Source organism: Mesorhizobium sp. WSM3866 (assembly GCF_002294795.1).
GTDB lineage: Bacteria > Pseudomonadota > Alphaproteobacteria > Rhizobiales > Rhizobiaceae > Mesorhizobium.
On record NZ_NSGC01000003.1, the window covers coordinates 473,190 to 485,502 of the forward strand.

The 12,313-nt window shown below is 64.5% G+C and carries 9 protein-coding genes; 3 read left to right on the forward strand and 6 right to left on the reverse strand.

Annotated elements, in window-relative coordinates; genetic code table 11:
* Positions 1 to 211: 211 nt before the first annotated feature.
* A complete protein-coding gene (locus CK222_RS10330; protein ID WP_095800283.1) occupies positions 212 to 1,594 on the reverse strand; it encodes a calcium-binding protein in 1,383 nt (460 codons plus the stop codon).
* 647 nt (positions 1,595 to 2,241) lie between these two features.
* The gene (locus tag CK222_RS31565; protein WP_127323569.1) at positions 2,242 to 2,520 is read right to left on the reverse strand and encodes a hypothetical protein; all 279 of its coding nucleotides are present in this window, start codon (positions 2,518 to 2,520) and stop codon (positions 2,242 to 2,244) included.
* A gap of 3 nt (positions 2,521 to 2,523) precedes the next feature.
* Here CK222_RS31565 and CK222_RS10340 point away from each other — a divergent pair, with 3 nt between their 5' ends.
* Positions 2,524 to 4,236: an HAD family hydrolase gene (locus tag CK222_RS10340; protein WP_095800345.1), complete on the forward strand. Its 1,713-nt coding sequence runs from the start codon at positions 2,524 to 2,526 to the stop codon at positions 4,234 to 4,236.
* Between the two features lie 29 nt (positions 4,237 to 4,265).
* On the opposite strand, the gene smc is transcribed toward CK222_RS10340, so the two are convergent.
* The 3 genes from smc to CK222_RS10355 form a co-directional block, all read right to left on the reverse strand.
* The gene (smc, locus tag CK222_RS10345; RefSeq protein WP_095800284.1) at positions 4,266 to 7,724 is read right to left on the reverse strand and encodes a chromosome segregation protein SMC; all 3,459 of its coding nucleotides are present in this window, start codon (positions 7,722 to 7,724) and stop codon (positions 4,266 to 4,268) included.
* Between the two features lie 60 nt (positions 7,725 to 7,784).
* On the reverse strand, positions 7,785 to 8,513 hold the full coding sequence (locus CK222_RS10350; protein WP_095800285.1) for a DsbA family protein: 729 nt from the start codon (positions 8,511 to 8,513) through the stop codon (positions 7,785 to 7,787).
* Positions 8,514 to 8,710: 197 nt separating this feature from the next.
* On the reverse strand, positions 8,711 to 9,211 hold the full coding sequence (locus CK222_RS10355; RefSeq protein WP_067327870.1) for a DUF721 domain-containing protein: 501 nt from the start codon (positions 9,209 to 9,211) through the stop codon (positions 8,711 to 8,713).
* A 31-nt stretch (positions 9,212 to 9,242) separates the two neighbouring features.
* On the opposite strand from CK222_RS10355, the gene mutY reads away from it, so the two are divergent.
* A complete protein-coding gene (gene mutY, locus CK222_RS10360) occupies positions 9,243 to 10,376 on the forward strand; it encodes an A/G-specific adenine glycosylase (RefSeq protein ID WP_095800286.1) in 1,134 nt (377 codons plus the stop codon).
* 10 nt (positions 10,377 to 10,386) lie between these two features.
* Positions 10,387 to 10,998 (forward strand): HAD family phosphatase, encoded by a 612-nt coding sequence (locus CK222_RS10365; protein WP_095800287.1) that lies wholly within the window; start codon positions 10,387 to 10,389, stop codon positions 10,996 to 10,998.
* 45 nt (positions 10,999 to 11,043) lie between these two features.
* Here the strand turns inward: CK222_RS10365 and CK222_RS10370 are convergent, their stop codons facing one another.
* Positions 11,044 to 12,177, reverse strand: a complete 1,134-nt coding sequence (locus CK222_RS10370; protein ID WP_095800288.1) for a site-specific DNA-methyltransferase — start codon at positions 12,175 to 12,177, stop codon at positions 11,044 to 11,046.
* Positions 12,178 to 12,313 lie beyond the last annotated feature (136 nt).

Genomic DNA, 12,313 nt, shown 5'->3' on the forward strand with positions numbered 1-12,313 from the left:
GTCGCCGCCATCGGCCCGATCGGTTTGGAATTGGTGATGGCAGCGCCGACCGGAAAGGCCGGCGCATGCGCATCCGCGGCGATCAATGCGGCCGACGCTTATGGGCAACTTGATCGGCGTCCGCCGCCTTTCTGATCGGTGACCGTCGGAACCAGGCACGGCGGGGGGCGCGCCCGCCCCTCGCCATGCCATGGTCCGATCGCATGAACGATCAAACGACGAATACGTCGTGATAGGTCAGTGCCGCTCCGGGCTCCAGATGGGCGATTTCCACCTGCGGGGCCGATCTCGAGCCGTCGGGATCATAGGACAAGACGCCCGTGGCCCGGTTGTAGAGCAGGTGATCGTTGCTATGGGTGGCGTGTTCTCGCAACTCAAAATACGACGAGTTCACCTGCGTCGGGCTGGACGAGGAACCGGCGCCGAGTTGGGTGAAGACGGCGTTGTCGAGATAGAGCGCGTCGTTTACAGCGTCGAAGTCGGTCAGCGTGTCGACATTGCCGGCGCCATAGGCGGTGTCAAACACAAAGGTGTCGTGGCCCGCGCCGCCGGTCAGCACGTCGTTGCCACCCTTGCCCCGCAATGTGTCGTTGCCAGCCAGGCCATCAAAGGTATCGGCCGCGGCAGTGCCGACAAATGTATCGTTCCCGGTCGTTCCGTGGGTCGGGTCCGTCGGCAGGGTCGGAGATGACGGTAGCGGGTCGGTCGGCACGGTCGGAGATGACGGCAGCGGGTCCGTCCCGTCATGGGCTGCATGCCAGGCCGCCTTGGCGTTGGCCCAGTAATCGCGGGCCGCTTGGCCTTGAAGGACCGTCCAGCCGGCGGGCGGCATTGGATAATCCGCCGGCAGTGGCGTGTCGGAGAGGTTGAGATAGTAATTGCCGTGCGACTCGACCGTCTTGTCCCAGGCCCGCTGCACCCGCTCCAAGCCGTTGTGGTCAACGTCGGTGATCGCCACCACGCAGTCGATGAAGCGCAAGCTGGGAACGATATCGTCAGCGCCTGTGCCCTTGTCCAGTTTGAACGGCGAACCGTGCGTCATCTCGCCTTTGCGAAGATACTCTCCCATGCCTAGAAGCATGCCATCCATGGTGACCGTGTTGTCAGACCCATCCACGTCACCGTCGCCAAGGCTCACTCCGGAAAACACGTGGTCGAACAGCGAATCCCGGATGGTGCCGCCGATGACGTCGTCGTCCTCGACCGCGTCGTCTCGTGAGTAGCCGACATAGGTATCCTCGATGAGGAAGGTGCCAGTGCCGCCGACACGGATGCCATCCCAGGGCTTGGTGATCGTCCAGTCGTCGATGACAAAGCTGTGGGCTGAATTCACGCGGACTGCGGCGGAGTTGACGTAAACGTCCTCCCAGGCGCCGGTTTGGGAGACCGTGCCGTTGATCGTGCCGCCCGACGCCACGAGGTTGTCGCCGGGGTTGACGACCGCGAAGGGATAGAGGTTGGTGGAGCTTCCCTGATTGGCGACGATCCACGAGGCTTTGCTGGCATCGATAGTGGTGTCGGCGGGGAGACCGGATGCTTTATATTGGCGGTAGCCGTAGTCACCGCTCAAGACAATGGTATTCGTATCGGCCATTCTTGGCGACCTTTCACACCCCCACCCTTTCTGCCCAACATGCCTGAAGCCCGAATGGCTCGCGGCCAAAAAAGCCCAGGTTAGCGGTATGGAGCAAATCACAAAATTTAAAAAAAGTGTCTCAAAATGTAACAATATATCTCTAGCGGGAATTGGGTGGCGCGGCGATTTCAGCGCGGATTCTCTTCAGTGGTCTCAACGCGGCTTTCGATCCCTTGCCACCTCCAAAACCCACCGGCCTCGCAGGAGCAGTCCATGAGCGGAGACGGTGCGCACGGGTTCCATCGTTGCAAATCATCGAAATCCGGACGATTGGCGAGACGATCAAATTCGTCCGTGAGTTATGGGGCAAGAACGCACGCCGGGATGTCGAGCGCCCGGCAATGAACTGACCGATATTTGCGTCAGCTCGACATCACGCTCTCTCAATATGAAGTGGAAGTCCGTGCTCTGGTCGCGGCGAGCTGTGGGGCAGGTCCCTCGACAATATCGGCCCGACCTCCTATATGCTTCGCGCAAAAGCACGGAGAAAGGGTGTGTCCCGAGAGCGTGACGTGCTTATGTGGCGCGAAGCCGGGAAACTTGCGTTATCTGGCGACTATGAAGGATGGCTTGCCATCGAATGGGAGCTTCGTAGCAGAGGATTCTCACGCGCCAAGCTGTTGTTCGATAACGACCGGGTCCGAAAAAAATTGGATGAGATCTGCAAGAGGGCACAGGAGCAACGCGCCGACCCCAAACAGACCTAAAGACCAGAAACGCCCCGCCTTTCCAGAACCCAGCCAACCTTTCTCTCTTTCCGATGAGTTGCATTTCTCCACGCCAGGTTTCTCGCCAGGCAGGCGAAAGCGCCGGCCTAAACCTTTTCCGCCGACAGACGTTGTTTGTTCCAGACGGACCGAGCGACCGGCAGCGGAGAGGATCACCCGATGTATTTCATGGCACTGGCCACCGACTACGACGGCACGCTGGCGCATGACGGACTGGTCACCGCCAGCACGCTGTCGGCGCTGAAGAAGCTGAAGAAGTCCGGCCGCAAGCTCATCCTGGTCACCGGCCGCGAACTGCCCGATCTCAAAGAGGTGTTTCCGGAGGTCGGGCTATTCGACAAGGTGGTGGCCGAAAACGGCGCGCTGATCTACACGCCGGCGAGCGAAGAAGAGCAAACAATCTCGCCCTCGCCTTCCGCCGATTTCGTCGACAGACTGAAGAAGCGCGGCGTCAAGCCGCTCTCGGTCGGCCGCTCGATCGTTGCCACCTGGGAGCCGCACCAGGCCACCGTGCTCGACGTCATCAAGGAGCTCGGCCTTGAGCTGGAGATCATCTTCAACAAGGGCGCGGTGATGATCCTGCCCTCAGGCATCAACAAGGCCACCGGACTGGCGGCTGCGCTCAAGGACCTCAGATTGTCGCCGCATAATGTGGTGGGCATCGGCGATGCCGAGAACGACCACGCCTTCCTCAGGGCTTCGGGTTGCAGCATCGCCGTCGCCAACGCATTGCCCGCCGTGAAGGAAACCGCCGACCTCGTCACGAGGGAGGCGCGCGGCAAGGGTGTCGAAGAACTGATCGGCAAGCTGATAAAGCAGGATCATCTGATAGCTCGCAAGCGCTTGCGCGGCGTCCTGCTGGGAACTGCCAACGGCAAGAAGGTCTATCTGTCGCCCGTCGAGACCGTTCTGATCGCCGGAAGCTCCGGTATCGGCAAGTCGACATTGGCCACAGCGCTCACCGAGCGACTTGCCGAACAGGGATTGCAGTTCTGCATTTTCGATCCCGAGGGCGACTATGACGGACTGGAGGGCGCCGTTCCGTTGGGTGATGGCTCGACTACACCCAGCAAGGAACAATTGCTGGAGCTGATCGAAAAGCCTAGCACCAATATCGTGGTCAACGGGCTGGCGCTGAAGGTCGACGAGCGGCCCGACTTCTTTGCCGAATTGCTGCCAGGCCTCGGCAGCGTCCGCTACCGCACGGCAAGGCCGCATTGGCTGATCATCGACGAGGCGCATCACCTTCTGCCCAGGCGCCGCGAGGACACGCGCGCGGTGCTGTCGCTCGAGCTGCCGGGCACGGTGCTGATCACCGTGCATCCGGAAGCGATTTCGACCGGGGTCCTGCGCCTGGTGACGGCGGTCATCGCGCTCGGTCCGAAGGCGAAGAGCGTGATCAAGACCTTCTGCAAGGAGGCCGGGCTGGAGGCGCCCAAGAGCATTCCTTCGCCGAAGGGTGACCGGGTTCTGCTGTGGCGGCCGCAGGACGGCAAGAAGCCGTTCACGGTCAAGGTGATCGAACCCCACCAATCGCTGAAGCGGCACAGCCGCAAATATGCCGAAGGCGAGCTCGACGAGGCCGGCAGTTTCTATTTCACGGGGCCGGAAAAGGCGATGAACCTCAGAGCCCACAACCTGATTATTTTCGCCCAAATGGCAGAAGGCATCGACGACAAGACCTGGGAATATCACCTGCGCGCCGGCGACTATTCCAAATGGTTCCGCCAACAGATCAGGGACAAGGAACTCGCCCGCGAGACGGCAGAGGCCGAGAAGGACAAGCGTCTATCGCCCGAGGACAGCCGCAAGCGCGTGCTGGAGGCCGTGCGCCGGCGTTACACGGCGCCAGCCACGGCACCGGAGAGGTAACTCAGTCGGTTCCGGACGCCAAGCCGCCCTCAACTCGCCTCGCGCATCGCCTCAGCCGCCTGCAGGTCGACCGAGACCAGCTGGCTGACGCCCTGCTCGGCCATGGTGACGCCGAACAGCCGGTCCATGCGCGCCATGGTGATCGGGTTGTGGGTGATGATGACGAAGCGCGTCTCGGTGGTCTTCGACATCTCGTCCATCAGATTGCAGAAGCGCTCGACATTGTGGTCGTCGAGCGGGGCGTCGACCTCGTCGAGCACGCAGATCGGCGCCGGATTGGTAAGGAAGACGGCAAAAATCAGCGACATGGCGGTGAGCGCCTGCTCGCCGCCGGAGAGCAGCGTCATGGTCTGCGGCTTCTTGCCCGGCGGGCGGGCGAGGATTTCGAGGCCGGCTTCCAGCGGATCTTCGGACTCGATCAGCTGCAATTCGGCCGTGCCGCCGCCGAAAAGATGCGAGAACAGGCGCTGGAAGTGGCCGTTGACCACCTCAAAGGCCGACAGCAGGCGTTCGCGGCCCTCGCGGTTGAGGCTCTGGATCGCCTGGCGCAGTTTTCTGATCGCCTCGATGATGTCCTCGCGCTCGGAAACGATGATTTCCAGGCGGTCCGACAGCTCCCTCTGTTCTTCCTCGGCGCGCAGATTGACGGCCCCGAGCCGCTCGCGCTCGATCTTCAGCCGGTCGAGCTGGCGCTCGACCTCGGCCATGTCCGGCGTCGGATCGTCGGTCTCTAGCCCGGTATGCTTGATGACGAGATGCGGCGGCGTGTTCAACGCTTCCTGGATGCGCGCCTCGACCTCGGCGCGGCGTTCGTCGGCCGCGGTCAGCCGCTCCTCGGCGCGGACGCGGGTCTCGCGCGCTTCGGCAAGCGACTGGATCGCCGCGGTCGCCGCCTTGTCGAGCTCGGCCTGCTTGGTCTCCGCTTCCTGCAGGCGATCGCCGGCGGCCTGGCGCAGCGCCTCGGCCTCGGAAAGCTGACTCAACAGCGCACGGCGCTTGGCGTCGATCTCGTCGGGCGCGTCGGCCAGCCGCTCGCGCTCAGCTTCGGCCTCAGCCTTGCGCTCGCCAAGCGCGGCGATCTGCGTCGAGGCGTTTTCGGCCCGCTCCAGCCAGTTCTTGCGCTCGGTGCCGATCGCGTCGAGCCGGCGCATGCGCGCTTCGGCCTCGCGCCGTAGGCCGTCATGCACGGCGCGCGTATCGGCAAGCGTGGCGCGGTCGCGAGCTACACTGGCGGAGGCCTGCTCGAGCTGGAGCTGCAGGTCGCCGAGATCGGGCGCGTCCCTGAGCATCTCCTCGGCTTCGAGGAAAGCGGCTTGCGTCTCTTCATGGCTGTCGACGATGCGCGCGCGGGCGTCATCCAAGGCAGCACGGCGGCTCGCCAGCTCGCCGCCGGCCTTCTCGGCCTCGGCCAGCGCGTTGCGGGCGGCGTCCAGTGCGTGCTGGGCATCGCGTCCGGCCTGACGCGCGTTGCGCTCGGCCTCGCTCGCCTGGCGCATCGCCTGCTCGGCACGCGCCAGCGCGTCCTCGGCCTCGCGCACGACGCGGGTCGCCTGCACGGCCTCGGCATCGAGCTCCGCCAGGCGGTTCTTCTGCGCCAGCCGCTGCGCGGCAGCGGTCGGCGCATCGGCGCTGGCCGTCAAGCCGTCCCAGCGCCAGAGCGCGCCGTCGCGGCTGACCAGCCGCTGGCCGGGCGCGAGCTGCGCCTGAAGGCGACGCCCATCGGCGGCGTCGGCGATGCCGATCTGCGCCAGGCGGCGGGCAAGCTGCGCCGGCGCGCGCACCACACTCGCCAGGCTCCTCACGCCTTCAGGCAGGGCCGCGTCACCCGGTTGGACCGCGCTCTCGCCCCAATGTACCGGGGCGCTGCGGTCGAGCGGCACCTCGAGGTCCTCGCCGAGCGCGGCGCCAAGTGCCGTCTCGTAGCCGCGCTCGACGCTGATCTGCTCCAGCACCGAAGGAAAGAGATCGCCGCTCGCGGCGTTGAGTATCTTGGCCAGCGTGCGCGCTTCCGTCTCGATGCGCTGCAATTCGGCCTTGGCATCCTGCAGAGGCGGACGGGCGGCACTTTCGGCGGCGCGCGCTTCGGCGACCGCCTGCTCGGCGGCGATGGCGCCTAGCTCGCTCTCTTCCAGCCGGGCAAGCGCGTCCTCGACCAGCAGCCGCTTCTCGGCGGGATCGGGCAGGCCGGAAATGCGCGTCACAATATCGGAGAGCTCGCGATCGACCTCGGCAAGCTGGCGAGCGAAGCGGTCGCGGCGCTCGGCGGTCTCACGCAAAGTGCGCTCGATCTGGTGGCGCGAAGCGGCCGCCTCGGCGCGTTCGGCCGTCAGCGCGGCAAGCCTGGCTTCGCTCTGCGAGAGCGTCGCGCCGGCCTGCTCGAAGGCGGCGCGGGTGGTGGCTTCGCGCTCGGCAGCACCTGCATTGTCCGAATTGAGCTCGGCTTCCTCGGCGCGGAGACGCTCGAGAATGTCGGCATTGTCGCGCACCATCCGCTCCTCGCGGGCGATGTCTGCATCGAGCTGTTGCAGGCGCCGCTCCAGCTCCGCCTGGCGCGAGCGGATGCGGCCGGCCTCTTCTTCGATCTGCGTCTTGGCGATCGACAGGCGCTGAAAGGCCGCCGCCGCGGCCGCTTCCGCGTCGCGCAGGTCGGGCAGGCGGTGGGCGGCGATGCCCTGCTCCCTCGCAGCGGCCATCTGGGCTGCGGCGCGGTCACCGACCAGCGTGGTGGCAACGGCAAGCGCCGAACGCGCTTCGCCTTCCTGGGTTTTGGCCAGCGTCCAGCGCAGATGCAGAAGCGTCGCCTCGGCCTTGCGGATGTCGGCCGACAGGTTCTTGAAGCGCGAAGCCTGGCGCGCCTGGCGCTTCAGGCTGTCGATCTGGCTTTCCAGCTCGCCGACGACATCGTCAAGCCGTTCGAGGTTCTGTTCGGCCGCCTTCAGCCGAAGCTCCGCCTCGTGCCGGCGCGTGTGCAGGCCGGAGATACCGGCGGCTTCTTCGAGCAGCGCCCGGCGCGCCTGAGGCTTGGCCTGGATCAGCTCGCCGATGCGGCCCTGGCCGACCATGGACGGCGAGCGCGCGCCGGTCGACTGGTCGGCGAAGAGCAGTTGCACGTCCTTGGCACGCGCTTCCTTGCCGTTGATGCGGTAGAGCGAGCCCGCCTCGCGCTCGATGCGGCGCGACACCTGCAATTCATCGGCGTCGTTGAAGGCGGCGGGTGCCGTGCGGTCCGAATTGTCGAGGAAGAGCGTGACTTCGGCGGTGTTGCGCGCCGGCCGCGCGCCGGAGCCGGAAAAGATCACGTCGTCCATGCCGGACGCGCGCATGTTCTTGTAGGAGCTTTCGCCCATCACCCAGCGCAGCGCCTCGACAAGGTTGGACTTGCCGCAGCCGTTCGGCCCGACAATGCCGGTCAGCCCGCGTTCGATGACGAACTCGCCGGGCTCGACGAAGGACTTGAAACCGAGGAGGCGAAGGCGCGAAAACTTCATTCGCGCCGCTCCGCAAAGACCGACATGCCGAAGCCAAGCAGCTTCGGCGCGGCCTGGACGTCAGAGCAGAGGGTCGATGATGGCCGACATTTCCTCAATCGACATCGCCCCTTTGTAGGTCTTTCCGTTGATGAAGAAGGTCGGCGTCGAGTCGACCTTGAACTCGTCCGCTCCGCGTTTCTGGACTGCTCTCACATCGTCCAGAAGCTTCTGGTCCGTCAAGCAGGCCTCAAATGACTCCTGTGTAAAACCGGCGAGCTTGGAAATCTGCAGCAGCGCTTCCTTGGTGTTGCTGACGCCGACCCAGCTCGGCTGCTGCTTGAACAACACGTCCACCATGGCGAAATAGTTGTCCTTGGCGCAGCGCGCCAGCATGAAGCCGGCCTCGGCGCTCGGGTCGAAGGGGAATTCGCGCAGGATATAGCGCACCTTGCCCGTGTCGATGTATTTCGACTTCAGCTCAGGGAAGGTTGTGTCGTTGAAATGCGCGCAATGCGGGCAGGTCATCGAGGCATATTCGACGATGGTGACCTTGGCGTCGTCCTTGCCGAGCTGCTTGTCGGGCAAAGCGCCGGGCTTGAGCAGTTCCGCCATGTCGACGGTGCCCTGCGCTTCCAGCACCTGAGCGGCCGCGGGCGTGGCAGGCTTGGCTGGCGTCGACGGATTGGCGGGCTTCACATCGGCCGCCTTTGCCTCTTCACCCGAGTCGCTGCACGCGGCAAGCAGCGCCACTGCCGGAACGGCGGCCAGCGTGGTCAGAAGGTTTCTGCGAGACAAAGAGCGGTTCATGCGAATCACCTGATATCGGTTGGATTTTGCAATGCAAGGGCTAGAAAAGGCGAGAGTTGGCGCGAATTAAGGCATCGGCATCCCCAATCCAATCGCCAAATTTTTCGGGCGCGATCACGAATATGCGATATTGACGACAATTTTGCAGCGCGCTCCACGACTTTTCCCGAAACCGCCGGAACTTTCGGGAGACATGCTCAGGGCTTTTTTTGTCCGAGGATGGTCGCGCCGAGCCGCTCGAGCGAAGCGCGCAAGCCATCATCCTCGATCTTGCCGACCGTTCGCGCCAGCTTCGATTTCTCGGCCTCGCTGAGCGGCCTCGGTTGTGGTTTCGGCCGCGCTTTCGCCGAAAGGACCGGCTTCTGCAGGATCTTGATGCGGCCTATAGCGTTGAAACCCAGGAAGGCGTTGACGCGGTTGATGACCTCGCCCGCCTCATGCTGGAGATGCAGCGCCGCCATGCCTTCGCAGGCAATGATCAGCACCGCCGGCTCGAACGGATCGTCCTCATGCAGGCGGCGCGGCCACTGGATCTTTTCCGGGCGCGAGTGGCTGGCCAGGCGCGGCCCGGCGATCTCTTCCCAGGACTGCACCAGTCCGATCGAGATGCCGGCGCGCTTCTTCAGGACAGGATCGAGGATCTCGGTCGCGAGATCGCTCACCGGAACGGGATTGCCGAAGGGCCTTTTCCCTGCCATGTGCGTTCTCCGATCCTAACTCACCCGATCAATGGCACCGCAAGACCAGACCCGCAAGGCCGCAGCCGAGAAGTGCGTATCCGGAGATAGCAGCATCGCCGTCCGCCTGCTTGCCTGGTACGACGCGCATCACCGCAACCTGCCCTGGCGCGTGACGCCGAGTGCGTTCTCGCGTGGGACAAAACCCGACCCTTATCGCGTCTGGCTCTCCGAGGTCATGCTGCAGCAGACCACGGTAGAGGCGGTGAAAGCCTATTTCCGGACGTTTGTCGAGAAATGGCCGACCGTCGAGGCGCTGGCGGCAGCGCCGGCCGAGGACGTCATGAAGGCCTGGGCCGGGCTCGGTTATTACTCGAGGGCACGCAATCTCAAAGCCTGCGCCGATCTCGTGGCGCAGCGGGGCGGCCGCTTTCCCGACACCGAGGCGGGATTGAAGGAATTGCCGGGCATCGGCGCCTACACGGCGGCCGCCATCGCGGCGATCGCCTTCGACCGGCCTGCCGCCGTCGTCGACGGCAATGTCGAGCGTGTCATCTCGCGGCTCTATTCGGTGGAGACGCCGCTCAGCGAGGCCAAGCCGGAAATCCGAGCGCTGGTCGAGAAGCTCGTGCCACGTGCAAGGCCCGGCGATTTCGCCCAGGCGATGATGGATCTCGGCGCAACGATCTGCACGCCGCGGCGGCCGCGCTGCACGCTGTGCCCGCTGCGCGAGGATTGCAGCGCGATCCTGTCAGGCGATCCGGAGCGCTTTCCAGTCCGCCTGCCCAAGGGCGACAAGCCGCTCAGGCGCGGTGCTGCCTTTGTCGCTCAACGCGATGACGGCGCCATCCTGCTGCGCAAACGGCCGGACAAGGGGCTGCTCGGCGGCATGACCGAGGTGCCGACCACGGCGTGGACGGCGCGGGCCGACGGCGCTACGACGGCGGACGCAGCGCCCATTTCGGCCGACTGGCGGCGCGCCGGGCGGATCGGCCATGTCTTCACCCATTTCGCGCTCGAACTCGACGTCTTCCATGCCCACATCAGGGGTGATGCGCCCAACGGGCATTTCTGGTCGCTAGCCCACGAAATTCCCGGGGAAGCGCTGCCCACCGTCATGAAAAAGGTAATCGAGGCAGCGATACCGGGCGCAACCAAAAAGCAAGCCCCGCTGCGCCCGCGTTGAAAGGACCGCAATGACTGACATCCGCCACATCGTGTTCGATATCGGCAAGGTGCTGATCCACTACGATCCGGACCTTCCGTTCAGCCGGCTGATCCCGGATGCCGAGGAGCGGAAATGGTTCTTCGACAATGTCTGCACCAGCGCTTGGAACATCGAGCAGGATCGCGGCCGCACCTGGCAAGACGCCGAGGCGCTGCTGATCGCCGAACACCCCGATCACGCCGAGAACATCCGCAACTTCCGCCGCTGCTGGCACGAGATGGTGCCGCATGCCTATGACGACAGCGTCGCCATCATGGTCGGCCTTATCGACAGGGGCCGCGATGTGACCATGCTGACCAATTTCGCCGCCGACACGTTCGCCGAAGCCCGCCGGCGCTTCGACTTTCTCAATCGGCCGCGCGGCGTCACGGTCTCGGGCGAGATCGGCCTGATCAAGCCGGACCAGGCCATCTACGACCGTCACGTCGCATCCTTCGACCTGGAGCCGGCCGCCACACTCTTCATCGACGACAGCCAGAAGAATGTCGACGGCGCCAAGGCCGCCGGCTGGCAGGCGGTGCTGTTCACCGATGCCAAGGCGCTTCAAGCGGATCTTGAACGGCTCGGGATTGCGGCCTGAACTGAATCACTTGCGGCAATCGGTTGAGCTTTCGATTCAAGCGGATCAGCCGCCTGCCCGCTCCATTCCGAGGCGGGCGATGCGGCGCAATTCGTCGATCGGGGTGAGGCCGCCGCTGCGCTCATAGTGCCAGAAGGTCCAGCCGTTGCAGGCGTCCAAACCCTGCACCTCGGCGCCGATCTTGTGGATCGAGCCGGCGCTGTCGCCGATGGCCAGCGTGCCGTCGGCGCGCACCTTGGCCGCCCAGCGCTTCTTGGCGTCGTAAAGTGTGGCGCCCGGCGCCACCAGGCCGGTGTCGATCAGGCTTATGAAGGCGACGCGCGGCTCGGCGCGCTTGCCGGACAGCACGGTGAGGTCGGCCTCATCCAGCGGGCGCACGGCGGCGATGCGCTCATTGGCGGCATCGATGTAGGATTGCTCGCGCTCGATGCCGACGAAGTGACGGCCGAGGCGCTTGGCGACCGCACCCGTGGTGCCCGAGCCGAAGAAGGGATCGAGCACGACATCGCCCGGCTTGGTCGAGGCCATCATGATGCGGGCCAGCAGCGCTTCCGGCTTCTGCGTGGGATGCAGCTTGTTGCCGTTCTCGTCTTTCAGGCGCTCGGCGCCGGTGCAGATCGGGAACAGCCAGTCCGAGCGCATCTGCAAATCGTCATTCGAGGCCTTCAGCGCTTCGTAGTTGAAGGTGTAGCCCTTGGACTTCTGGTCGCGCGAGGCCCAGATCATCGTCTCATGGGCGTTCTGGAAGCGGCGGCCGCGGAAATTCGGCATCGGGTTGGTCTTGCGCCAGACGACGTCGTTCAGGATCCAGAAGCCGAGATCCTGCATCCTGGCACCGACGCGGAAGATGTTGTGGTAGGAGCCAATCACCCAGATCGTGCCATTGGGCTTCAGCACGCGTCGCGCGGCAAGCAGCCAGGCGCGGGTGAAGGCGTCATAGGCCTCAAAACTCTCGAACCGGTCCCAGTCGTCGTCGACGGCGTCCACCTTGGACTGGTCGGGCCGATGCAGGTCGCCGTCGAGTTGCAGGTTGTAAGGCGGATCGGCGAAGATAACGTCGATCGACTTTTCGGGCAGCCTGTCGAGGGCGGCGACGCAGTCGCCTTTGAGGATCGTGTCCAGCCATTCGGACTGCTGGGGAGCGTGGGAAAGCTCGTCGAGAAGACGCACGGCAGACATCAAAACACCCAAAGCACGCGTTACGATTTACTGGCCGTTATGGTTACCGATCAGCGTAAACATTCGGTGAAGGTCGGGCGAGAGCCTGCGCCACTGATTTGCGAACATCGGCCCATTGGTGTATGCCGCGCCGCTT